Source organism: Streptomyces lasalocidi (genome assembly GCF_005280215.1).
Taxonomy (GTDB): Bacteria; Actinomycetota; Actinomycetes; order Streptomycetales; family Streptomycetaceae; genus Streptomyces; species Streptomyces longwoodensis.
The window spans coordinates 2,979,138-3,003,654 of sequence record NZ_SZNQ01000001.1; the positions used below are offsets into that span (position 1 = coordinate 2,979,138).

Sequence of the window (24,517 nt, forward strand, 5' to 3'; positions counted from 1 at the left end):
GGGCTGGCCCCAGCCTAGCGATCAGCCGTGAGCGGCCCCCGGGCGGCCGGTTCCCGCGCTCAGCGCCGCCGGCGGGCCAGCACCAGGGCCGTACCGGCCGCCAGCAGGACCGCTGCGGCCGCCGCGGCGACGGGCGAGCCGAGACCGGTGCGGGCGAGCTCACCGGCCCGCTCGGTCAGGGACAGGACGGCCTCGGCGGACGGGGAGCCGGACGGGGCGTCCGGCGCGGGGGTGGTGCCGGTGGCGGTCGCGGCGCCGGGGTCGACATCGGCCGGGGTCGCGGCGCCGGGATCGGCGGCGGCCGGGGTCGCGGCGCCGGGGTCGGCGGCGGCCGGGCCGGTGGGCGCCGGGCCGGTGGGCGCCGGGTCCCCCGTGACCATGAAGCGGTAGTCGTCGGACTGGCCCACCCAGTCCCCGTCGTCGCCGTGCCGCTGCACCACGGCCGCGTCGGCGGTGACGTCGTCGGGCGCGGTGTCCGAGGTGAACGCGAGGCGGACCCGCACGGTGACGGTGGCGCGGGGGCCGACGGTGAAGCCCGGGAAGCCGTCGAAGGCGCCGACCAGCTCGTCCTCGTCGGTGCGCTGGAAGCGCACGGGGTACGGGCGGCCGTCGGCGTAGAACTCCAGCTGCGGCTGGGAGGGCCGCAGCGCGCGCCGCGCGTCGACCAGCACGACGACGGGGTGGACGCCGGTGCAGGTCCGGTCGGTGGTGTTGGTCAGGTCCAGGTACCAGGTGCCGTAGCCGCCGCCGGCCTCGTAGGCCGCGGGGCCGCCGCGCAGGCGGGTGGTGAGCGGGAAGTCCTTGGCGTCGGGGGCGTCGCACGAGGGGGCGGCGGTCGTGGCCGTCCGCAAGGAGGCGAGGGCGGGGGCGGCCGTGGCGAGTGGGGCGGCGGGGAACATGGTCGCGGCCAACGCGAGGCCGAGGGCGGTGGCGGGCGCGGGCGTGGTCGGTCGCATGGTCATGTGAGCCTGCCGGACGGGCCGCGGGCGCCGGGGGCGACGCTCCGGGCGGGGCACGGAGTCCGCCCGTTCAGCTCATACGACTGGTACGACCGGTATGACTGATAGTCGACGGAGGTCCGGCGGAGCAGCCCGGGCTCGCTCCCCGTGCACCGGATCGGTGATCATGGGTAGACGGGTACGCGGAACGCAGGCACGCGGCCGCCGCCGCGCACGACGCATACGGACGACGGATTGCGGATGCCGGACGACGACGGACATGCGCATGACGGATATGGGGTCACGGTGAACTTCTGGTCGCTCTACCAGCACGGTTTCGCGCGCATCGCCGCGTGCACCGGCCACGCCGCCATCGCCGACCCGCCCGCCAACGCGGAGGCGGTGCTGCGGCTCGGCCGCCGGTGCACGGAGGAGGGGGTCGCCGTCGCGATCTTCCCGGAGCTGTGCCTGACCGGCTACTCGATCGAGGACCTGATCCTGCAGGACACGGTGCTCGACGAGGTCGAGCAGGCCCTGCGGACCGTGGTGGAGGGGTCGGCCGACCTGCTGCCGGTCCTCGTCGTCGGGGCCCCGCTGCGCCACCGCAACCGGGTCTACAACTGCGCGGTCGTCGTGCACCGCGGCCGGATCCTCGGCGTCACCCCCAAGTCGTACCTGCCGAACTACCGCGAGTTCTACGAGGCGCGGCAGCTGGCCTCCGGCGAGGACGAGCGCGGCGGCACGATCCGGGTCGGCGGCGAGGACCTGCCGTTCGGACCCGACCTGCTCTTCGCCGCCGAGGACGTGCCGGGCCTGGTGCTGCACGTGGAGATCTGCGAGGACATGTGGGTGCCGGTGCCGCCGAGCGCCGAGGCCGCACTGGCCGGCGCGACCGTGCTCGCCAACCTCTCGGGCAGCCCGATCACCGTCGGCCGCGCCGAGGACCGCAAGATGCTGTGCCGCTCCGCGTCCTCGCGCTGCCTCGCCGCGTACGTTTACGCGGCGGCCGGCCTCGGCGAGTCGACCACCGACCTGTCCTGGGACGGACAGACGATGATCTACGAGAACGGCGTCCTGCTCGCCGAGACGGACCGCTTCCCGCAGGACGAGCAGTACGCGGTCGCCGACGTCGACCTGGACCTGCTGCGCCAGGAGCGCGCCCGGATGGGCACCTTCGACCACAACCGGCGCACCCTGGGCGCCCGCACCGGCGACTACCGGCGGATCGAGTTCCGGCTCGACCCGCCCGGCACCGACCTCGGCCTCGAGCGCCGCGTCGAGCGCTTCCCGTTCGTGCCCGCCGACGCCGCCCGCCTCGCCCAGGACTGCTACGAGGCGTACAACATCCAGGTCGCGGGACTGCAGCAGCGGCTCGCCGCGATCGGCAGCCCGAAGATCGTCATCGGGGTGTCCGGCGGCCTCGACTCCACGCACGCGCTGATCGTCGCCGCCCGCGCGATGGACCGCTCCGGGCGCCCGCGCAGCGACATCCTCGCCTTCACCCTGCCCGGCTTCGCCACCAGCGACCACACCAAGGGCAACGCGCACCGGCTGATGCGGGCGCTCGGCGTCACGGCCGCCGAGCTCGACATCACGCCGACGGCGCGGCTGATGCTCAAGGAGATGGGCCACCCCTTCGCCGAGGGCGAGCCCGTCTACGACGTCACCTTCGAGAACGTCCAGGCCGGCCTGCGCACCGACTACCTGTTCCGCCTCGCCAATCAGCGCGGCGGCATCGTGCTGGGCACCGGCGACCTCTCGGAGCTGGCGCTCGGCTGGTCCACGTACGGCGTCGGCGACCAGATGAGCCACTACAACGTCAACGCGGGCGTGCCGAAGACGCTCATGCAGCACCTGATCCGGTGGGTGGTCAGCAGCGGGCAGTTCGACGACCAGGAGACCGACGAGACGCTGACGGCGATCCTCGACACGGAGATCAGCCCCGAGCTGGTGCCGGGCGAGGAGATGCAGTCCACCGAGTCGAAGATCGGCCCGTACGCGCTGAACGACTTCACGCTGTTCCACGTGCTGCGCTACGGCTTCCGGCCGTCGAAGATCGCGTTCCTGGCCTGGCACGCCTGGCACGACCGGGAGGCGGGTGACTGGCCGACCAACTTCCCCGAGGCCAAGCGGGTCGCCTACGACCTGCCGGAGATCCGGCGCTGGCTCGAGGTGTTCTGCCGCCGCTTCTTCGGCTTCGCGCAGTTCAAGCGCTCGGCCATGCCGAACGGGCCGAAGGTGGCGGCGGGGGGTTCGCTCTCGCCGCGCGGTGACTGGCGGGCGCCGTCGGACAGCACGGCGGATGTGTGGTTGCGGGATCTGGCGCGGTGGGAGTGCCCGGAGGGGTAGCCCTCCAGGCGGTGCGGTGTCTTTTTGTGCGGGTGGGGCGCCGGTGGGCTTGCTGTGCGGTGGGCGGGTGCGGGTTGTCTGTGGCTGGGCGCGCAGTTCCCCGCGCCCCTTGGGTGGGGACGGGGGGCCGGGGTTTTTGGGTCGGCGGTATGTCGGTCCCGGCGCCGGTGGGCTTGCCGTGCGGGGGGGGCAAGTGCGGGTTGTTTGTGGCTGGGCGCGCAGTTCCCCGCGCCCCTTGGGTGGGGATGCGGGGGCGGGGTTTGTCGGTTCCGGCGGCGTTGGGTCTGGTGTGCGGCCAGCCACGGACAAGCCTTGAGGGGGTCAGCCGTCTGCTCGGCCGAAGATGGGGGCCAGGAGGAGTTGGGCGGCGCCTTCCGCGACCCCGCGGGCTCCGGGCGGGGCCAGGGTGACCGGGACCGCGCCGTCCGAGGCGCCCTCGCGGCGGGCGCGGGCGTCCAGTACGGCGGCGACCCCGTGCACGAAGACCTCGGGCGCGCGGGCCACCGTACGGCCGCCGAGGAGCACCCGGTCGATGTCCAGCAGGGCGGCGAGGTTGGCGGCGCCGACGCCCAGGACGCGGGCGGCGCCGGGCAGGTCGCCCTGGTCGATGGCGGCCAGGCACAGGGCCTCGACGCAGCCCCGGTTGCCGCACGGGCAGGGCGGCCCGTCGAGCTGCACGACCTGGTGGCCGAACTCGCCCGCGCCGGTGCGGGCCCCGCGGTGCACCGTTCCGCCGAGCACCAGCCCGGCGCCCAGGCCGGTGCCGAGGTGGACGTAGACGAAGGAGCCGCGCTCGCCGGCGACCGCGAGGCCGAGCGCGGCGGCGTTGGTGTCCTTGTCGACGACGACCGGCACCCCGAGCCGTCGCGCGAGCGCGTCCCGCAGCGGGAAGCCGTCCCACTCGGGGAAGCCGGTGACCCGGTGCAGGACACCCCGGTCGTGGTCGAGGGGGCCGGGGAGGGCGACACCGACGCCGAGGAGCGTGCGGACGCCGTCCGGGCGGGTGCCGTCCGGCTCACCACTCGGCCGAGCGTCTTCCGGTGCGACGGCCGCCCCGGTGCCATCGACCCCGTCGGCCGTCCGGGGACCCTCCGCCCCGTCGGTCAGCAGTCGGCCCGTCTCGCGGACCACCGCGGCCACCACAGCGTCCGCCCCCGCGCCCAGGTCCAGCGGGACGCGCCGCTCCCCCGTCACGGTGCCGTCGAGGTCGACGAGGACGGCCCGCAGTTCGTCGCGGTCGAGGTGCACCCCGACCGCGTGCCCCGCCTCGGGCACCAGTCGCAGCACCGTGCGCGGCTTGCCGCCGGTCGAGGCGCGGCGGCCCGCCTCCGTGGCCAGCCCCTCCGCCCGCAGCCGCGCGGTGATCTTGCTGACGGCCTGCGGGGTGAGCCCGGTGCGCTCGGCCAGCTCCAGCCGGCTGATCCCGTCCGCGCCGGCCGTCCGCAGCAGGTCGAGCACGAGCGCGGTGTTGTGGCTGCGCAAGGACGGCAGGTTGGCACCGCCCGTGGCTGCTGCGTTCGTCCTGTACACGCCTCCATTGTCCCCACCGCTTGCACTTTGGCAACAGCGTTGCGAAAGTGGAGGGCATGAGTGCTGCTACCCCCCTCCGCGTGGGCTTGATCGGCTACGGCCTCGCGGGCTCCGTCTTCCACGCCCCGCTGATCGCCGCGACCGACGGCCTGGTCCTGGACACGGTGGTCACCTCGAACCCGGAGCGCCAGGAGCAGGCCCGCTCCGCGTACCCGGACGTGCGCGTGGCCGAGACCGCCGAGGACCTGCTGGACCGCGCCGACGACCTCGACCTCGTCGTCGTGGCCTCCCCGAACAAGACCCACGTGCCGCTCGCCACCGCCGCCCTGAAGGCCGGTGTGCCGGTGGTCGTGGACAAGCCCGTCGCCGGCACCGCGGACGGGGCCCGCACGCTGGCCGCCCTCGCCGAGGAGCGCGGGCTGCTGCTGTCGGTCTTCCAGAACCGCCGCTGGGACAACGACTTCCTCACCCTGCGCTCCCTCCTCGCGGACGGCACGCTGGGCGACGTGTGGCGCTTCGAGTCCCGCTTCGAGCGGTGGCGGCCGCAACTGAAGGGCGGCTGGCGGGAGTCCGGCGACCCGGCCGAGATCGGCGGCCTGCTGTACGACCTCGGCAGCCACGTCGTCGACCAGGCGCTGGTGCTGTTCGGCCCGGTCGTGTCGGTGTACGCGGAGTCGGACGTGCGCCGGCCGGGCGCGGAGGCCGACGACGACACGTTCATCGCGCTCACGCACGCGAGCGGCGTCCGCTCCCACCTCTACGCCTCCGCCACGACCGCCCAACTCGGCCCGCGGATGCGGGTCCTGGGCTCGGCGGCCGGCTACGTGAAGTACGGCCTCGACCCGCAGGAGGCGGCCCTGCGCGAGGGTCTGCGCCCGGGTCCCGGCTGGGGCGAGGAGCCCGAGGAGCTGTGGGGCCGGGTCGGCTCCGGTGAGTCCCCGGTGACCGGCGGCGGACACCCCGTGCGCACCCTCCCCGGCGCCTACCCGGCCTACTACGCCGCGGTGGCCGCGGCCCTGCGCGGCGGCGGCCCCAACCCGGTGACGGCCCTGGAGGCGGCCGCCGCCCTCGACGTGCTGGAGGCGGCCCGCCGTTCGGCGCGCGACGGAGTGGCGGTGGCGCTGTGACGAGCGGTCAGGAGACCACCCTTCGATTCACTGGGGAGACCACTTCGATGTCCACCCTGACGACCACCCCCGCGTCCACCTCGGTGACCACGCCGGACGACACGCCGACCATCGAGGAACTGCAGACGCAGGAACGGCGCCTAATCCTCCGCCGGTTCACCTACGAGGACGCCTGGACCCTGGGCAGCCTGCTGGTCGGGCTGGCCCGTGAGCGCCGGGCGCCGGTGGCCATCGACATCCACCGCGCGGGCCAGCAGCTCTTCCACGCGGCCCTGCCCGGCTCCAGCCCGGACAACGACGCCTGGATCGCTCGCAAGCGCCGGGTGGTGGAGCGGTACGGCGAGTCGTCGTACCTGGTGGGCTCCCGGTTCCGGGCGAAGGGCACGACGTTCGAGGCGTCGTCCCGGCTGGACCCCGACACCTACGCGGCGCACGGCGGTTCGTTCCCGATCGCCGTGGAGGGCGTCGGCGTGATCGGCGCGGTGACCGTGTCGGGCCTGCCGCAACTCCAGGACCACCGCCTCGTGGTGGAGGCCCTGGAGGAGTTCCTGACCCAGCGCTGACCGAGCGCTGACCGGCCCCGTCCGGCTCAGGCGTCCTTCAGTTCCTGCCGCTGCCGGCCGAGCCCCGGGATCTCCAGTTCCACCACGTCCCCGGCGCGCAGGAACGGCTTGGGCTCAGGCCGGCCGAGGGCGACCCCGGCGGGCGTACCGGTGTTGATCACGTCGCCCGGGTACAGCGTCATGAACTGGCTGACGTACCGCACCACTTCACCCACCGGGAAAATCTGCTCGGCCGTCGTCCCGTCCTGCTTCAGCTCCCCGTTGACCCAGAGCTTGAGGGACAGCGCCTGCGGGTCGGGCACGTCGTCGGCGGTCACCAGCCAGGGGCCGAGCGGGTTGAAGGTCTCGCAGTTCTTGCCCTTGTCCCAGGTGCCGCCGCGCTCGATCTGGAACTCCCGCTCGGACACGTCGTGCGCGACGGCGTACCCGGCGACGTGCGCCAGCGCCTCCTCGGCCGACCCCAGGTACCGGGCCGTCCGCCCGATCACCACCGCCAGCTCCACCTCCCAGTCGGTCTTGGTGGACCCGCGCGGCACGAGCACGGTGTCGTACGGCCCGACCACGGTGTCCGGCGCCTTGAAGAAGATCACCGGCTCGGCGGGCGGCTCGGCGCCCGTCTCCCGGGCGTGGTCGTGGTAGTTCAGCCCGATGCACACGACCTTGCCGATCCGGGCGAGCGGCGGGCCGACGCGCAGCCCGGTGCCGTCCAGCGCGGGCAGGTCGCCCGCCCCGGCCGCGGCGCGGACCCGGCCGAGGGCCGCCTCGTCGGCGAGCAGGGCCCCGTCGATGTCGTCCACCACGCCGGACAGGTCGCGCAGGACCCCGTCGGCGTCCAGCAACGCGGGTCGCTCCGCTCCCGCCGTACCGACTCGCAGCAGCTTCATGGTCACCGTCTCCCTCGATTGCGGGCGCCCGGCCGACGCGGTGCGACCGGAGTGCGGCCGGCGCAGCCGTCGGAGGACTGGTCGATCCTCCAAGGCGGGCGTCCACTCCGCAATACCCGGTTCACGTACTGGACCGTAGGTCCTCATGACCGCGACCGTGACCGGGCGCCGGTGACCGGCTCACCGACGCCCGGTGAGCCGGTCCAGCAGAGGTCGCAGCGGGTGCCCCGGTGAGCGGCCGGTCAGCGGTACAGCACCGCCCGCTCCACCGCCGTCCACGTCGTGCTGGTCACCACGTACAGCGCGGCGGCCAGCGGGACCACCGCCACGGTGACCAGGGTGAGGAACGGCAGGAACGGCGCGACCCGCTGCACGGCCCCGAGCCCCGGCACCTGTTCCGCTCCGCCGGACAGCGCGGGGTTCCCCATGACCACGACCGACGGGGTTCCGGCGCCGTCGGCCTGCGCGGCGGCCGTCGCCCGCTTCGTACGGACGTAGCCGATGCCGGCGACCACCGCCACGACCACGAACAGGCCGGCGTACACCAGCCCCGCCGCGCCGAACGGCCCGCCGTGGGCGAGCGCGTCGGTCCAGCGGTCGCCGAGGGGCGCGGTGAACAGCCGGTGGGTGAGCAGGGTGTTGGTCCCGCCGCCGACGGACGTGCTGGAGAACAGGTGGTAGAGGAGGAAGAACGCGGGCAGCTGGAGCAGGCCGGGCAGGCAGCCCGACAGCGGCGACACCTGCTCGCGTGCGTGCAGGTCGAGCACGGCCCGCTGGAGCTCCTCCGGGTCCTTGGCGTGCCGTCGGCGCAGCTCGGCGAGCTGCGGCTGGAGCGCGGCCCGCGCCTTCTGGCCGCGTGCGGCCGCCCGGGACAGGGGGTGGACGAGGAGCCGTACGAGAGCGGTGAACAGGACGATCGCGGCGGCCGCGGCGGATGCGTGGAACAGGGGCTGGAGCAGGTCGGCGAGCTGTTCGACCAGGGTCGCGAAGACTGCGAGGACGGACATGGGTGAGGAACCCTCCGGGGGTCTCGTCGTGCCGGAAGCGGTGCGGACGGCAGGACGGACGACCCGCGCGGGTCACGGAACCACGGCGCTGATCAGCGGGCCGCTGTGAGCGACCCGGGAGCGATCTACGAGATACCTATGAGTGACACCTGCGCGACGGTCGTCCGCAGGAGGTGTCCTGGAGCCCGGGGCCGGGAGCGGCCCCGGGCGTCCGGGTCGCGCTGGGGCAGGAACGCCGTGCGGCGGTCACGGTCCCGGATGGCCGTGCGCACCCGGGTGGGCGGCACGGCGGGCGCGCAGCGCGCGACGACGAGGGAGCACAGGGCGAGCGCGGAGGAGGCCGCGGCGGTCGCGGCGAGCGCGACGGTCGCGGAGAGGCTGCCGGCGTCGAGCAGCGCGACCAGCAGCACGAGGAGGACCAGGCAGGCGCCGAGGCGCGCGGCACCACGGTTACGGACCATCGCTCCCCCTCCCCCGTACTCCCGCTCTTCGGGCCCCGCTTCCGTCGCGGGACCCGGGCCGCTCACACCGGATCCGGCTCCAGCGGTGCCAGCAGGCGCTTCGGCCTGAGCAGCGCGCGGCTGACCGGATCCGCCGGGTCGGGGTCGGCTCCCGGTCCCGGCTCCATCACAACGTCCGGGACGGGCACGATGGTTCCGCACGCGGGACATTCGCCGTAGGGGCCGAGTTCGGTGCCGCAGTCGGCGTGCCGGAACAGGCGCAGCGGCTTGCGGCCGAAGTGCTCGCGCCCCCACAGGCCCAGTGAGCGCAGGACCGGCCACAGGGCGGTGCCGCGCTCGGTGGGGACGTACTCGTCGCGCGGCGGCGACTCCTGGTAGCGGCGCTTCTCCAGCAGGCCCTCGGCGGTGAGGGCCTGGAGGCGGGCGGCCAGGACGGCGCGCGGGATGCCGAGGTGGACGAGGAAGTCGTTGTAGCGCCGTACGCCGTAGAGGGCGTCGCGCATGACGAGCAGTGTCCAGCGTTCGCCGACGATCTCCAGCGCACGGGCGATGGAGCACTCCTGGGTCGCGTAGTCCTTGCCGAGTGCCATGGCCCCCACTGTAGTCAATTCACCCACGTAGGTTCAATGAATGAATCGACCGTGCTACGGTGACGCCCATGTCTAGGTTCAATGAACGAACCCTCGCTGCCGTCGCCGGCCCCTCCCGCCCGGAACGCGCCCCCTCCGCGCCGGCCGCCACCGCTCCCGAGGCCGCGGCCCGCCCCCGGGCCACCCTCGCCCTGACCAGCGCCGCCACCACCGTCGCGCTGATGACGTACACCGCTCCGATCATCACGCTCCCCGACACGGTCGCCGCCCTGCACACCCCGCTCTCCGCCCAGGCGTGGCTGCTCAACGGCACACCGCTCGGCCTCGCCGCCCTGCTGCTGGTCGCCGGCAGCCTCGCCGACGACTACGGACGCCGCCGGATCTTCCTCGCCGGCACCCTGGTCCTCGGCGTCACCACGGCGGCGGGCGCGCTGGCCACCTCGACCTGGGTGTTCACCCTCGCCCGCATCGCGCAGGGAGCCGCCAGCGCCGCGCTGCTCGCCAGCAGCCTGGGCCTGCTGGTGCACGCCTATCCGACCGCGCGCGGCCGGCTGCACGCGACCGGCGTGTGGGGCGCCTTCGTCAGCGGCGGAACAGCCGTCGGCCCCCTCCTCGCCGGCGCGCTGCCCGACTTCCGGGTCACCTACGGCGTCCTCGGCGCCGCCGCGCTCGTCCTCGCGGCGCTCGGCCCCCGCGCGCTGACCGAATCCCGTGCCCCACGGGGCGGCCGGCCGGACCTCGCCGGGGCGGTCACCTTCGGGCTGGCGCTGGTCGCCCTGGTCGCGGCGCTGACCCTGGGCCGCGACGGCTGGCTGCGCGCGGCCGTGGCCTGGCCGGCGGCCGCGACGGTCGTCCTGCTCGGCGCCTTCGTGCTCGTGGAGCGGCGCACCGCCAAGCCGATGATCGACCTGGCGCTGTTCCGCAGCCCCCGCTTCCTCGCGTCCTCCGCGGGCGGCCTGTTCACCGGGCTCGCCGTGATCGGGCTGTTCTCCTTCCTGCCCGCGCTGCTCCAGCAGTCCCTGGGCATGTCCGCGATGAACACGGCCTGGCTGCTCCTGCTGTGGTCGGGGCTGTCCTTCGCGGTCGCGCTCCAGGCCAAGCGGCTGGCGGGCCGGGTGCCACCGCGCCACCAGCTCGTCATCGGATTCGCGCTGCACGCCGTCGCCGTGGTGACGATGCTCGGCGCGCTCGGCTCCGGCTCCTGGGTGCGGCTGCTGCCCGGCCTGCTGATCGGCGGTGTCGGCAGCGGTCTGCTGAACGCCGCGCTGCCGCTGCTCGCCGTGGAGTCCGTCCCGGCGGCCCGCGCGGCGATGGGCTCGGGGGCGCAGCAGACGTTCCGCTACGTCGGTTCCTGCGCGGGGGTCGCGCTGACGATCGCCCTGGTGACGTCGTCCGGCGGGAGCCTGGCGCACGGCGCGGACGTGGCGATGGTCGTGTCGGCGGGCCTGGCGGCGGTGGGGGCGCTGCTCAGCGGGCTGGCGTCGAGGTAGGGGAGTCACCACCCGGGCGGCGGACCCCGACTCCCGGACGACTTCCGGCCTTTCTCCACAGGTTCGGGGAAGGGCTGTCGGAACCCTCGACAACACCACGCGCCGCCCCGATGCTCATCGACGCACGGGCGGGCGGCGACGACCGCCCCGCTGCACCCCCGACGACGCCGGTGGGGACGACCGGCGGGTGAGCGAGCGGAGAAGCGATGATCCGGCGCAGAACACTGCTGGCGGCGACGGGAGGGGCGCTGCTCGGCGGCGCCCTGGCCACGGGAACGGCCCGCGCCGACGCCACGGTCCCCGTGAACCCCGCGCTCTCGTACGGCAGTTGGGAGGGCTGGGGCACGTCCCTGGCCTGGTGGGCGAACGTCTTCGGCGCCCGGGACGACTTCGCCGACCTGTTCTTCACGACCAGGTCGGTGACGTACGACGGCACGTCGCTGCCGGGCCTCGGCCTGAACATCGCCCGCTACAACCTGGGCGCGTGCAGCTGGAACAGCGTGGGCGGCACGACCATGGCGGTGTCGCCCAACATCCCCGCCTTCAAGCAGATCGAGGGCTACTGGCAGGACTGGAACAACGAGGACCCGGCGTCCTCCGCCTGGGACTGGACGGCGGACGCCACCCAGCGGGCCATGCTGGTGAAGGCGACGGCGCGCGGGGCGACCAGCGAGCTGTTCGCCAACTCCCCCATGTGGTGGATGTGTCTGAACCACAACCCGTCGGGCGCCGCGGACGGCGGCACCAACCTCCAGCCCTGGAACCACCGCCAGCACGCCTCCCACCTGGCCGCGGTCGCCCTGTACGCCAAGAGCCACTGGGGCGTGGACTTCGCGACCGTGGAGCCCTTCAACGAGCCGTCCTCGTCGTGGTGGACGGCGACCGGCACGCAGGAGGGCTGCCACCTCGACTCCACCGTGCAGGCGGCCGTACTGCCGTACCTGCGCAGCGAGTTGGACAAGCGGGGCCTGACGTCGACGCGGATCGCGGCGAGCGACGAGACGAGCTACGACCTGGCCCGCACCACGTGGAACTCCTTCTCCGCGACGACGAAGGGGTACGTCGACCGGGTCAACGTGCACGGCTACCAGGGCTCCGGCGGCCGCCGCGACCTGCTGTACACGGACGTGGTGACGACGGCCCGCAAGGCCCTGTGGAACTCGGAGACCGGTGACGGCGACGGCACCGGCTACACCCTGGCCTTCAACCTGCTCTACGACTTCCGCTGGCTGCACCCGACGGCCTGGGTGTACTGGCAGGTGATGGACCCCTCCGCGGGCTGGGCGATGATCGCCTACGACGAGAGGACCCTCCAGCCGACGACGGTCCAGACGAAGTACTACGTCATGGCGCAGTTCAGCCGGCACGTCCGCCCGGGCATGCGGATCCTGGACACGGGCGTGAGCAACGCCGTGGCGGCCTATGACGGAGGGGGGCGCCGCCTGGTGATCGTCGCCCTGAACACCTCCGCCTCCTCCCAGACGCTGACCTTCGACCTGTCCCGCTTCACGACGGTGACGGGCGGCCCGGGCGGCCTGGTGCCGCGCTGGACGACGGTGACGACGGGCGGCGGCGACCTGTACCGGGCGCGCTCGGACACGTACCTGTCCGGGAAGACCCTGAGCGTGCCGTTCCCGGCGAAGGCGGTGCAGACGCTGCAGGTGGACGGGGTGACGGTCTAGGGCTCACCCCACGGCGGGCGGGACGGATCCGGTGGCGGCCGCGGGACGGTGCGCGCGGCGGCCGGACCGGCCAAAGGGGGACCTCACGTTTGTCACCGGCGGGCAGTACGGTGTCGTGCATGCGCCCCGACACGCCTGCCGAGAACGTCGACCACACCGCCGAAGCGGCACGCCTGGAGCGGTCCGCCGGCCTGTACCCGCAGGACGCGGAAGCCCTGCTGCTCCAGGCCGCCGCCCATCTGGAACTATCCGGCGACCGCCCCGCCGCGACGGCCCTCTACGACCGCCTGCTGTCCGACCCGGCCGCGCTGGACAACCCCCACCTGGTGCGCGCCCTGAAGGCGTCGAACCTGTGGGAGTACGACCACGAGGCCGAGGCCCGGGCCATCATCGACGGCATCCGCGCGACCGCCCCGCGCGACGCGGCGCCCTGGGTGATCGTGGCGGAGGCCCTGGAGGCGCACGACGAGCTGGAGCAGGCGCACGAGACGTTCACGGAGGGCGCGCGGCTGCTGCTGACCGACGGGGAGGAGCCGCCGTACGCGACGCACCCGCTGCTCTTCGGCCGCCACCGGGTGCGCCGCATGCTGGGCGCGGACCACGACGCGTGGGACACGCTGGCCGACGGCCTGAGCACGGGACCGGTCCCGCTGGACGAGCTGCACGACCCGGGACGCGTATGGTCGCTGGGCTCGGACAACCCGGCGGAGCTGCGGGCCGAGATCAGCCGCCTGCGCGCGGAGCTGGGCACGTACCGCGAGGCGCTGTCCCGCCCGTTCCCGGTGGCGGTCCTGCACTGGCCGAAGCAGGAACTCACCGAGCTCACGGACGCCTACCCGAGCCTGACCGCGGAGTACCCGTCCCACGAGGCGCACCTCGCGACCATAGAGTCCTCCCTCCGCGAACTCGCCACGTCCGGCACCCCCAACCTGGGCATCGTCACGGGCACGGTCCCCTCGTACGAGGCGTTCGCGGCGTCTGAGGGCACGACCCCGGCGGACACGACGCTCCTCCCCCAGTACGCGACGACCCTCGCGGCCCGAGGCCGAGCGGTGGCGTGGCCGCCGCAGCGGGGGGAGGCGTGCTGGTGCGGGTCGGGGGCGCCTTACGGGGAGTGCCACGGCACGCAATCCTGACCGGCCGGGACGCGGGGCGGCGGGAAGCCGCTGAACGGCCCGGCGCCATGATGGCCGACCGCCCATTCCACGCGCGCGGGGGGGCACCACGAGGGAAGGCGCATCCGCCATTCGTCCCGGCGTGCCCCCACCCCGCCCCAGCGCCCCTCGACAAGGGCCCACATTGCGACCAACGCCAGGGCACTTGCCCTGGCCCCCCGCTTCCCCCGGGCCGCCCGCTCGCTTCTCTCCCGTGCTGGAGCGGCCCGCGTCAAGGGTGGCCCGCAGGGCCATCGGCGCAGCCGACGCGCAGCGCCCTTGATGCGGGGCGCGGAGGCACGACACTGAAAAAGAAGCGGGCGGCCTTACGGTGCCGACGAACGCGGGGCGACGGAGCGCTGTTCCCACCTCACCGGCCCGCCGGCAGAATGCTCATGTGTCGCACGCCGTTCCCTCCTCCCCCGCTGTTTCCGCCCGCATGAGCCGCCAAGGCTCCCGGGACACGGCTCCCGAGGTGGCGGTGAGGAAGCTGCTCCACGCCTCGGGGTTGCGCTATCGCGTGAACGTCCCGGTGCCCGGCATTCCCCGGCGAACGATCGACATCGCCTTCCCCAGGGCCAAGGTCGCGATCTTCCTCGACGGTTGCTTCTGGCACGGCTGTCCCGAGCATGCGACGCACCCCAAGGCCAATGCCGACTGGTGGCGGGCGAAGCTCGACAAGAACATGTCCCGGGATGCCGATACGACCCAGCACCTGATAGGGGCGGGGTGGACGGTGCTGCGATTCTGGGAGCACGAGTCCGTCGACGAGGTGGCTCGTCGGATCGCGGATGTCGTGGCGGCGAAGCGCGAAGTCTCCGACAGGCCCCCAGCAGGCGACCGGCGACCATGACGCGGATCACCCGATTTGCGTCGACTTGCCGCCCGAATCAGCAAGTTGGCCTCAGAGAAGCACACTGCCGCAACCGCGAAGTGGGTTGATTCACTCCTAAACGAGAGCACCACACCATAATGTGTGGGGGTTGTGAAAGTCGGACGCCGGCAAGCGTCCGCGGATGCTCACGCACACTCCTTCCAGTGCAGCTGAGCCCGTGGAACGGTCGGTCGGAGAAGGAAAGCGGGGGCGGTCGACTCATGACCGATGACTTCGACGCGATGTACGAAACGTTCCAGGCGCTGCTGGAGACGTTCCCTCCGTCGGAGGCCGTCAAGCGACTGGAACTCTTCGGCATCGAGCAGGACGTGGTCGAGAAGATCCGCGAACGGCATGAGCAGCACACTCTCCGCATCAAGGAACTCGAAGAACCACATGCGGTCGTCATGGGCAATCGGGACACCTGGTACACAGGTCCGCAGGCAAGGGACAAGTGCTGGCCGGCCATCGTGGACCTGCTCCGCAAGCACGGTTGGCCCGAGGAACCCGCGATTCGGGATCTCGATCACTCCTCCACCCGAGTCGTGTCCCTGCTGAACCATCCCAAGGAGCGGTCCTTCTCCACCCGCGGCCTGGTCGTGGGCTATGTGCAGTCGGGCAAGACCACCAACTTCACGTCCGTCATGGCCAAGGCGGCGGATCGCGGATACAAGCTCTTCATCGTCCTCGCCGGAATCCACAACGGGCTGCGCCGCCAGACCCAGGCCCGCCTGGTACAGCAACTCGTCGAACCGAATCCGTCACTGTGGTTGCAACTCACGGGTGCGGACAAGGACTTCACACCACAGGAGAACCCCGCCGCCTACTTCGGCAAGAGCAACAAGACACGCGTGCTCTGCGTCGTGAAGAAGAACGCGACCGTTCTGCGCAAGCTCGCTCGGTGGCTCGACAAGGCATCCGACTACCTGAAGGAATGCCCCGCGTTGATCATCGACGACGAGGCCGATCAGGCGACCGTGGCGACGAAGTCCATCAATCCGCTCATCCTCAGCATCATGAGCAGCCTGCCCCGTTCCGCGTATGTGGGGTACACGGCGTCGCCCTTCGCCAACCTGCTGATCGACCCGAGCGCCGAGGATCTGTACCCGCGCGACTTCGTCGTCAACCTGCCCAAGCCCGCCGGGCACTTCGGCACCGAGGTGCTGTTCGGGCGCTACGCCTTGGACGGTGAGAACGAGGAAGACGTCGACGACGGCTACGACATGATCCGATCGGTCCCCATCGACGACGTACCGTGCGTACGGCCCGAGACCAAGGCGGACGTCGAGGGCTTCGAGCCCGTAATCACGGAAACCCTCCGCAGAGCCATCGAGTACTTCTGGCTGGTCACTGCAGCCCGCCGTGTGCGGGGAACGGGTAACCCCCACAGCACGATGCTCATCCACACCAGCGTCAATACCGCTGTGCACAACAGCTTCAAGCGACCACTTGAGCACCTGCGGGAGAAGACGGCCACATCACTCGCCGAGGAAGCCGTGCTCGCGCGGCTCCGCCACCTGTGGGACGAGGAGACCGCTCGGGTAGCCGCGGAGGAATTCGCTGAGACAAAGGTGCCGTTCGACGACCTGATCGCCGAACTGCCCGGCGTCCTGCGCACCTGCCGCGTCATCATGGACAACTCCAGCAGCGAGGACCGGCTGGACTACGAGAACGGCCCCGTCGTCGCGATCGCCGTCGGCGGCAACACCCTGTCCCGAGGTCTGACCCTCGAAGGTCTCTCGGTCAGCTACTTCGTCCGAGCGGTGTCCGCATACGACACGCTGCTGCAGATGGGCCGTTGGTTCGGCTTCCGACACGGCTACGCGGACCTGCCGAGGATCTGGATGACGGACGAGTTGGCGGAATGGTTCCGGCATCTCGCGACGGTCGAGACCGAAATGCGCCGTGACATCGACATCTACATGACCGAGGCCGAGACCCCCTTGACCTTCGCGGTTCGCCTGCGCACTCATCCGGCACTGCGTGTGACGGCCGCCGCCAAGATGCGCTCGGCGGTGACAGCGGCATCGTCGTACGGCGGCAGGCGCGTACAGACGCACTACTTCCACACCGACGCGGATTGGCTGCGTCGGAACATCGCTGCCGCTGAGGACCTCGTCGCGGAGTCCGTCGCGACCGCCGTGAGGGTCGAGGAGCGTCCTGCCGACGGCCGGTACGTCTTCCGGGACGTGCCGTACGACGTCGTGACCCGCTTCCTCGCGTCGTACGAGTTCCACGAGAAGTCTCCGGAGAACGACGCCGATCTCATCAGCGCCTACATCCACAAGCGTGTGTCGGCGAATTCCCTCCGCCGCTGGAACGTGGCCGTCGTCGGTACTCCGAGCGGGGAGCCTTTCTCCTTCGCCCCGAATGTGACCGTCGGCCGCAACGTTCGATCCCGACTCAAGTCGACTCCCGGGCCCGGCTCGGTCGACATCAAGACGCTGATGAGCCCGCGTGACGCGGCAGTCGACCTGGCTGCCGACAGCTCCAAGCTGGACGAGGACGGCATCAGGGCGAAGCGCCAGGAGGAGTACCCGGACACGGGACTGCTGGTTCTGTACCCGATCGACAAGAACTCGGAGCCCAAGCCCGACAAGAAGACCCGCGCGCCGCTCGACGCCGAGGAGCACGTCGTGGGTGTGGGCCTCGTCTTCCCCAAGCCCTTCGACGAGGACAGCACTGTCGAGAAGTACATCTCCGCGGATCTGTCCGGCGTGCGCATCGAGGACGAGGACCTCAGCCTTCTCGAGGGTGAGGACGCGTGAGCGAGGAAGCACTTCGCCGTCTTGTCGACGAGCACTGGAATGCGCTCAGTGCCCGACCGAGCACCAGTGAACGCCGCCTGCGCGTTTCGCCCTTGCCGATCGACACGGACGAGGGCCCACTCGCCGCGGCCGTCGACCACCAAGGTCACCGACACTTGCTGTTGCCCATAAGTACACAGCGCACCATACGCTCCGGGCTCGACGGCCCCGTTCTTCACCTGCGCAAACGACCGCTGGAGGACGAGGACAGCTACCAGATGTACGCGGACCTGGCGTGTCTACGAAGCGACCTCGATGACCTCTTCACCGGTCTCTGCGTAGATGTGCTGAGGACGGTTGAAGCCGCTCGGGACAACCCGGTCAAGGGTCTCTACCGTGTCCTCGACCGGTGGAAGGCGCTCTTCCAGACACACGGTGCCGCGCTGGGCCCGGAGCAGTTGGCCGGTCTCTTCGCCGAGCTTCTGGTCCTCGATCGGCTGTTGCGGCGCGATCCGGGGGCGCATCGGCTTTGGTTGGGACCCAAGGGGCACCGACACGACTTCTCAACGGGTGGCACGGCCATCGAGGTGAAGGCCGGGACCGACGTCAAGGGCCCCAAGCCCCGCATACATGGTTTGGACCAGCTCGAAGCCCCGATCGACGGCGCCCTTTGGTTGGTCTGGTTCGGACTGAACCGCGTCACGACGACGACGGCGGGGATGGGTTTCGTCGAACTGGTCGAGCAGAACCTCCGCCGATGCGACGACGAAAGCGCACTGCTGGGCCTGTTGGCGGAAGCCGGCTACCGCACCTTCGAGGCCGACCGCTATCGGGACGTCCGCTTCGCCGTCGGAGACGAAAAGTGGTACGAGGTCGACGAGAACTTCCCCGGCCTCACGCGCAGTGCCCTGTCGTCGGCGGGACTCACCTCACAGGTCCACGACGTCGAATACACCATCGACCTGACGGGCGAGACCCCCTCTGTCTTGACCGACGAACTGGTGTCCCACGTGATCGATCGCATCGTTGAGGAGCCGGCGTGACGGAGCCCCGCTGGTACTCCCAGCCCTACCCTCCTGAAGGCGCCAGCGCAGCCGAGGGCATCCGCAACCAACTGGGCCGCCCGGAGCTCGATCTGCTCACCATCCTGGTCCGGGAGTCCGCCCAGAACAGTTGGGACGCCCGGGATGCCGAGTCCACTCAGCCTGTGGACTACCGCATCGACATGTGGACGGTGGGGCCCGCACACGCCGGGACCTGGCGCGCACTGCTCCAGGCGGGCGCGCCCGCGGGTGCCGCGCACTTCCCTCTGCACGACACCCTGCGGCGCCGCGCCATTCGCGTGCTGGCCGTGTCCGACCGTGGGACACGCGGCCTCGGCGGCCCCACGCGGGCCGACGACGCCATCGGCCCGGAGAGGGACTTCGTCTCCTTCGTCCGCAACATCGGGGAACCCAGCGACAGGACTTTCGGCGGGGGAACGTACGGCTTCGGCAAGGGCATCTTCTATCTGTTGTCGAGACCCGGCACCGTGCTCGTGCACTCGCGCTGCCGCACCCCGGAAGGGGGTCACGAGACCCGCCTCATCGGTTGCGCGCTCTGGAAGAGCTACGTCTCGACCGAGACGGACGCGCCAGGACGCCACACCGGTCGGCACTGGTGGGGCGACACATCGGGTGATGTGGTGGAACCGCTGATCGGCGTGGAGGCGGACACGGTCGCCCAGCGTCTGGGGCTTCGTCCGTTCGGCCCCGAGGAGACGGGCACGACCGTGGTCGTCGTCGACCCACATCTCGACGACCTGACGCCACCGGAGGGGGCCACCTACTTGGCGGAGACGATCGCATGGCATCTGTGGCCCAAGATGATCTCCACCAGCGACACACCCCCGGCCATGCGTTTCTCCGTGAGCTGCGACGGCGTCGACCACCCCGTACCCGATCCTCATTCGCTCCGTCCGCTCAACATGTTCGTCGCCGCCTACGAGGACATGCACAGCGCCAAGGGGCGTGACCTGGAGTGCCGTAGCCCCAAGAGGTATCTGGGCCGCCTGGGGCTGGTGAAACGGATCATGCCGCCCTTCGAGCCGACGCGGGCCCAGCGGATGCTCAACATTGAGGACCTGATCCACCACGTGTGCCTCATGCGCCCTGCGGAACTCGTCGTCACATATCGTCCGGGACCCAAGCCGCCCAGCGCCAACCTGGGTTACGCGGGTGTCTTCCGTGCCGACGAGTCCATGGACGAGGTCTACGCCAAAGCCGAACCGCCCACGCACGACGCCTGGAACCCGCAGTCCCTGGAACGCCCGGAGAGCACGTTCGTCCAGACGACCTTCCGGCGTATCGATGAAGCGTTGAGCGGCCTGCTGTCACTCAACGGCGGGGCACGCCCCGGAGGAAACGCTGTCGCGCTGGGCGCAGCCAGCTCGCTCTTCTCGGGTTTGGTGGGTGGGGCCTGGGGGATCGGCGGCGCAACCGATTACGCGAAGCCGGGAAGCACTGCCACTCGTCGGTCCGACACGGCAGGAGGAGCCGAGGAGGAAACGGGTCGAAGCAATCGTCCAGCGGCACGCCGACAGGCCGGATCGGACGGCGAGGTGGGCCATGCCTCGGCAACCGCCGGTGAGTCGGGCGGTGACGGCGGCACGATGACACGTCGGCGCCCGCGGGTGCAGTACGTCGGAGACCCCTATTACGACGACCGCGGGGACACCTCGGTGTTGGTGCAGGAGTTCCGACTGCCCGCACCGGGCCCTCAGCGCCTGCGCATCGACCTCGCCGTCACGCTGCCGGGCACGGGTGGCCGCGAGACCGACCCACCCATCGGGGCCAGCATGCCCACGCTGCTCGGTTGGGAGGACGAGACCGGCACTCTGCATTCGGAGGATGGGTACGTCGTCGAAGGCGGCGAGTCGGTATGGCGGGCCGTCGTGCGTCCGGCTCCTGACACCATGACGGAGATCGGCATCAAAGTGGAAGCGGTGAAGGCACCATGACCCGTCGGGTACTGCCATACCGCGTGCCGACGGAAGACGTCGTGACGGTCGGGCCGTGGCGTCTCATCCTCGAGGACGGTGAGGTGTCCCTCCCGGAGGCGCTGCCGGACTGGGACTACCAGCTTGACCTCCGCGTGCGCCGAAGCGTACGTGTCGACCTCGATCGTGCTCGTCGCCAGTCGGGTCTGCCGGCCGACGTCCCACTCGTGTTGTCGGCGGTCTGGACGGCCACCGGTTCCAACCTGAGCGGTCCCGCCCAGCGGATCGGCTTGAGCGAAGCCGGCACTAGCACGGTCGAGTTCGACTTTCGCCTCCGGGGAGCGGATCTGGGTGGCGTTCTCCTCCTCGACACCGCACTGCTGCTGGCGGAACGCAGGATGGATGTCCGTCGGTCCGCCCCACGACGCGCCGGATCCGTGCTGTGGAGTGACCGCAACGCCCTGCGTCTGCAGGGTGACGCTCCCCAGTTCCCCATGGCGGTGATCGACTTCTCCTTGACGTCCTTCCCCGACGACGCTGCCTGGCACCTCCAGATCAGCGGAGGTCTGGAAAGCGCAACCATGGGTTCGCTTCTGCTCTTGGTCAACGAGCGAAACGCAGTCACCACAACGGCCTTCCAGAACGCGGCTCGCCCGCGCCCCGTCGACCGCATCGTTCTTTCCGCCGTCTACGCAGACGCCGCGCGCGTCATGATCGAGCACGCCCTGTCGCACGAGGACTTCGGCGAGGAAGCGGACTACCCCGACGGTTCGCTCGGGGCCACACTGCTCGATCTCCTCGAGAAGCTCTTCCCCGCGCAGTCGATCACCGACCTGCGGCTGCGTCAGCGGCAGTCGCCGGCTCTCTTCGCCTCCGACCTGCAGGCGGCCGTCAAGATCTTCGAGGTGTCGTCATGAGCTTCCTCTATCCCAGGCTGCTCGCCGAGCAGGCCCGCCCCCTGTTCGACGAATACCACGCACTTACGGCCGCCGAATTGTCCCAACGAGTGGCCCTGGCCCATGAGTCGTCGGTCTACGTGGCGACGGGAGGCGACCGGATCCCCTCCAGTCGTCTGCGGGAAATTCGGGAAAGCGTCCTTGACCTTGCGAAGCACGCCGGTTTCCCGGACGAATCCGACCGTGGTCGCAACGCGGAGTTCGATCTCAGCCTGGCCGCTCTGCTCCACTCGGAGATGGGTATGGTGCCCGCTGAGGCCGCTGCGCGCGACATCTGGGCATTCCTCGCTCTCATACTCCTTCCCGATGTCGCTTTCTGGCGCTACCCGCACCCACCGAAGGACAGGATCCTCGGTACGGACCTCACCCGTCACGTTTTCGGCAGATTGTGGTGGCGCGCTCAGCTCGTCCGAGAGCCGGGCGGCGACAGCCCCTATCACGCTCTCGAAATTCTGGGTGAAGCCGCGTTCGACCAGATTTACGCCCGCCGTGCCGCGCTCGGCGGAAGCCCTCACCTCGTTCGCGCCATTCTTCGCGTGTGGAACTCCCTCGACCTGAAGGGCCTCAACGAACGAAGGACTCTTCAGGACTTCCTGAAACGCCTTCTTCGTTTGGCGCCGTTCGTACTCTTCGACGGAATCGAGGAGGGAGCTCTGGACGACGAGCTCCGCGCGGTGGCGCAGGAATCCGTCGACGCCCAACGCAGCGGTGCTGCACAGGCAGGGGAAGCGGTCGCTCCGACATCCGACACGCCTACCGCCCCGTCGGATGTCGCTGAGGACCCCTCACTCGTGACCGACGAGCCGTCCCGGCCGGTGCCCGAGCAACTCTCCCCCGGGTCGGGTTCCACCCGCCGGTTCACCTCCGTCGAAATCTGCGCCGGAGCAGGGGGGCAGGCTCTGGGACTCGAACGGGCCGGTTTCGATCCGGTTCTCCTGATCGACAGCAAGGCCGACGCCTGCTTCACCATTGATCGCAACAGGCCGGACTGGGATGTCGTCTGCATCGACGTCCTGCAGTTCAGCACAGCCATGCGCCCGGACGTCGTCGGGGTCGACCTCGTCAGCGCCGGCCTGCCCCGGGTGAAGTCCTCCGCGACCGTGGGGCGCACCGAGGACGCCACTGAACGTGAGGTGCTGCGGGCTACGATCCAGCTCGCGTGTGATTTCGCGCCCAAGGCGCTGCTCTTCGAAAACGTTCCGGAACTCGTCGGCAGCCCCGCCTTCGCCGAAGATCGTACGTGGATCGAGAACGCATTGAGCCGGGCGGGCTTCAAGTACGACTGGGCGGTCCTCAACGCCGCGGATTACGGCGTTCCACAGAATCGGAGCAGCGGCTTCCTCGTGGCACTGCGAGACCCGTACTTCGATGCCTTCTCATGGCCTCGCCCCCATCCGGAGCCGGCGCCCTCCGTCGGTCAGGTCCTGGGCCCTTCCATGGCTTCCGAGGGCTGGCCGGGCGCGGAGCGTTGGATCGAGAATGCCGGTCGCACAGCACCTGCCCTCGTCGGTGGCTCCGATCGTCGAGGCGGCGCCGACCTGGGACCGACAGGCAGTAAGAAGGCGTGGGAAGCCCTGGGAGTGAACGGCAACAGCCTCGGGGACGAGCCACCCGGCCCCGACTTCCCGGTGGAGGAGCATCCCAAGTTGACCGTCGAACAGGCTGCCACCATCCAGGCGTTCCCACCCGAGTGGCAGTTCGTCGGTGGGAAGACGTCGAGGTACCGGCAGATCGGTCACGCCATGCCGCCGCCACTCGCCGCTGCCGTCGGACACGCTCTGGCCGCGGCTCTGCGCAGCTAAGATCTCTGCATGCGTACGCCCCGCTCCGTTGCCTCCGATCCCATCACGGTCGTCGACCTCTTCAGCGGTTGCGGGGGCTTCACGCAGGGATTCCACGAGTTCCGGCCCGGGGGCGCCGACACCGGCGGACCCGTCTTCCACAGCGTCGCCGCGGTGGAGCACAACCAGGCAGCCGCTGCGACGTACGCCGCCAATTTCGGTGAGCTACGCGCGGACCGGTCGGTTCCGGCGGCCCGGGTGCACGTCGGTGACATCGAGGTCTGGCAACCGACTCCGGAGGCCCGCAACGCCGATGTCGTCGTGGGAGGGCCGCCGTGCCAGGGCTTCTCGGCGCTGAACCGCCTGAAGAAGGGCAGTGAGCGGAACCGCTTGTGGGAGGACTACGTCCGGATCGTCGCCGAGATTCGCCCGAAGGTCTTCGTCATCGAGAACGTCGATCGCTTCCTCAAGTCGGACGAGTTCCTGAACTTGTTGAGCGAGGTGGAGGCCGGCGGGCGTCTGGCCGACTATCGACTGGTCGACCCGCCGGGCCATGAACCGTCCGACACGGTGGAACAAAAGATCAAGCGATACCTGCTCAATTCCGCCGACTACGGGGCGAACCAGGCGCGTCGCCGAGCGATCGTCATGGGTGTCCGACGTGACGTCGACAACGGTCACACTCTCAGGTATCCGGCCAGGACACACATTCGCCCCGCGAGGAAGACCACGAGGGTTCCGGTCGAGCCGTTGGACGGCTTGGACACCGGGACCGTCTACTGGAAGCCCGTCGATGAGATCTTCGACGAGTCGGCGCGGCTGCAACTCCTCGGCACGGAACTTCCCGACACGAAGGTCCTCGTGCCGGAGGTGGACTCACATCTTCCCGGGGTGTTCACCACCAGAGAGTTGCACATTCGACGGAATCCCGAGCCGCTTTCCATCGCCCGCTACCGGGCGATTCCGGAAGGGGGAAACCGCAAGGACCTGCGTGGCAAGTGGTACACGGTCGACGAGACCGGCGAAATACACATCTTCCTGACCGCGACTCCCCCGGGAGTGCGGACCCCCGTCGAACCCCTTTCGACCAAGAGCTGGGACAGCCACAACACGGGCACCGGCGACGTCATGGGACGACTGCGCCTCGGGGAACCGTCCGTCACCATCCGAACGGAGTTCTACAAACCCGAGAAGGGTCGCTACCTCCATCCGGAGCAGCACCGGCCGATCACTCACTTCGAGGCTGCTCGCATTCAAGGGTTTCCCCTCGGGTTCCGCTGGTGCGGGACGAAGACTGAGATCGCCACACAGATCGGCAATGCCGTTCCCATCCCACTGGGCAAGGCCATCGCCGGCGCGATCCATTCGTTCCTCCGGGATTGATCGCGCGACAGTCAGCGCCCCCGG

The 24,517-nt window shown here is 70.7% G+C and carries 19 protein-coding genes; 13 read left to right on the top strand and 6 right to left on the bottom strand.

Going from position 1 to position 24,517, the window contains the following annotated elements; translation table 11 throughout:
- Positions 1–59 precede the first annotated feature (59 nt).
- Positions 60–962, bottom strand: coding sequence for a hypothetical protein (locus tag E4U91_RS13210; RefSeq protein WP_137307039.1), 903 nt, complete (start codon positions 960–962; stop codon positions 60–62).
- A 282-nt stretch (positions 963–1,244) separates the two neighbouring features.
- Here E4U91_RS13210 and E4U91_RS13215 point away from each other — a divergent pair, with 282 nt between their 5' ends.
- Positions 1,245–3,287: an NAD(+) synthase gene (locus tag E4U91_RS13215; protein ID WP_137307040.1), complete on the top strand. Its 2,043-nt coding sequence runs from the start codon at positions 1,245–1,247 to the stop codon at positions 3,285–3,287.
- A gap of 321 nt (positions 3,288–3,608) precedes the next feature.
- On the opposite strand, the gene E4U91_RS13220 is transcribed toward E4U91_RS13215, so the two are convergent.
- A complete protein-coding gene (locus tag E4U91_RS13220; RefSeq protein WP_137307041.1) occupies positions 3,609–4,817 on the bottom strand; it encodes an ROK family transcriptional regulator in 1,209 nt (402 codons plus the stop codon).
- Between the two features lie 56 nt (positions 4,818–4,873).
- Here E4U91_RS13220 and E4U91_RS13225 point away from each other — a divergent pair, with 56 nt between their 5' ends.
- Positions 4,874–5,944, top strand: a complete 1,071-nt coding sequence (locus E4U91_RS13225) for a Gfo/Idh/MocA family protein (protein ID WP_137307042.1) — start codon at positions 4,874–4,876, stop codon at positions 5,942–5,944.
- A 47-nt stretch (positions 5,945–5,991) separates the two neighbouring features.
- The gene (locus E4U91_RS13230) at positions 5,992–6,507 is read left to right on the top strand and encodes a heme-degrading domain-containing protein (RefSeq protein WP_137307043.1); all 516 of its coding nucleotides are present in this window, start codon (positions 5,992–5,994) and stop codon (positions 6,505–6,507) included.
- 26 nt (positions 6,508–6,533) lie between these two features.
- On the opposite strand, the gene E4U91_RS13235 is transcribed toward E4U91_RS13230, so the two are convergent.
- From E4U91_RS13235 to E4U91_RS13250, 4 genes are all read right to left on the bottom strand, one after another.
- On the bottom strand, positions 6,534–7,391 hold the full coding sequence (locus E4U91_RS13235; protein ID WP_137307044.1) for a fumarylacetoacetate hydrolase family protein: 858 nt from the start codon (positions 7,389–7,391) through the stop codon (positions 6,534–6,536).
- A 242-nt stretch (positions 7,392–7,633) separates the two neighbouring features.
- Entirely contained in the window at positions 7,634–8,398 is a 765-nt protein-coding gene (locus tag E4U91_RS13240) for a YidC/Oxa1 family membrane protein insertase (RefSeq protein WP_137307045.1), read from the bottom strand.
- Between the two features lie 125 nt (positions 8,399–8,523).
- On the bottom strand, positions 8,524–8,859 hold the full coding sequence (locus E4U91_RS13245) for a DUF6412 domain-containing protein (RefSeq protein ID WP_137307046.1): 336 nt from the start codon (positions 8,857–8,859) through the stop codon (positions 8,524–8,526).
- Between the two features lie 62 nt (positions 8,860–8,921).
- Complete coding sequence (locus E4U91_RS13250) at positions 8,922–9,449, bottom strand: winged helix-turn-helix transcriptional regulator (protein WP_137307047.1); 528 nt, start codon at positions 9,447–9,449, stop codon at positions 8,922–8,924.
- Positions 9,450–9,517: 68 nt separating this feature from the next.
- Here E4U91_RS13250 and E4U91_RS13255 point away from each other — a divergent pair, with 68 nt between their 5' ends.
- The 10 genes from E4U91_RS13255 (at position 9,518) to E4U91_RS13300 (ending at position 24,493) form a co-directional block, all read left to right on the top strand.
- A complete protein-coding gene (locus E4U91_RS13255) occupies positions 9,518–10,939 on the top strand; it encodes an MFS transporter (RefSeq protein WP_137307048.1) in 1,422 nt (473 codons plus the stop codon).
- Between the two features lie 206 nt (positions 10,940–11,145).
- Positions 11,146–12,621 carry a glycoside hydrolase gene (locus tag E4U91_RS13260; protein ID WP_137307049.1) on the top strand — a complete coding sequence of 492 codons (1,476 nt, stop codon included), beginning with the start codon at positions 11,146–11,148 and terminating at the stop codon, positions 12,619–12,621.
- 119 nt (positions 12,622–12,740) lie between these two features.
- Complete coding sequence (locus E4U91_RS13265; protein ID WP_137307050.1) at positions 12,741–13,757, top strand: SEC-C domain-containing protein; 1,017 nt, start codon at positions 12,741–12,743, stop codon at positions 13,755–13,757.
- 457 nt (positions 13,758–14,214) lie between these two features.
- Positions 14,215–14,628, top strand: coding sequence for a very short patch repair endonuclease (locus tag E4U91_RS13270; protein WP_137310799.1), 414 nt, complete (start codon positions 14,215–14,217; stop codon positions 14,626–14,628).
- Between the two features lie 185 nt (positions 14,629–14,813).
- A complete protein-coding gene (locus tag E4U91_RS13275) occupies positions 14,814–17,417 on the top strand; it encodes a Z1 domain-containing protein (RefSeq protein ID WP_241678576.1) in 2,604 nt (867 codons plus the stop codon).
- Positions 17,414–18,439 (top strand): PD-(D/E)XK motif protein, encoded by a 1,026-nt coding sequence (locus E4U91_RS13280; protein ID WP_137307051.1) that lies wholly within the window; start codon positions 17,414–17,416, stop codon positions 18,437–18,439. Before E4U91_RS13275 ends, E4U91_RS13280 begins: the two co-directional genes overlap by 4 nt.
- Positions 18,436–20,394 (top strand): TrbL/VirB6 family protein, encoded by a 1,959-nt coding sequence (locus E4U91_RS13285; protein ID WP_137307052.1) that lies wholly within the window; start codon positions 18,436–18,438, stop codon positions 20,392–20,394. Before E4U91_RS13280 ends, E4U91_RS13285 begins: the two co-directional genes overlap by 4 nt.
- A gap of 23 nt (positions 20,395–20,417) precedes the next feature.
- Positions 20,418–21,290 carry a hypothetical protein gene (locus tag E4U91_RS38630; protein WP_206666906.1) on the top strand — a complete coding sequence of 291 codons (873 nt, stop codon included), beginning with the start codon at positions 20,418–20,420 and terminating at the stop codon, positions 21,288–21,290.
- Positions 21,287–23,131, top strand: a complete 1,845-nt coding sequence (locus E4U91_RS39770; RefSeq protein ID WP_338326667.1) for a DNA cytosine methyltransferase — start codon at positions 21,287–21,289, stop codon at positions 23,129–23,131. The genes E4U91_RS38630 and E4U91_RS39770 overlap by 4 nt, the downstream gene beginning before the upstream one ends.
- A gap of 9 nt (positions 23,132–23,140) precedes the next feature.
- Positions 23,141–24,493: a DNA cytosine methyltransferase gene (locus tag E4U91_RS13300; RefSeq protein ID WP_137307053.1), complete on the top strand. Its 1,353-nt coding sequence runs from the start codon at positions 23,141–23,143 to the stop codon at positions 24,491–24,493.
- The last annotated feature ends 24 nt before the right edge of the window (positions 24,494–24,517 follow it).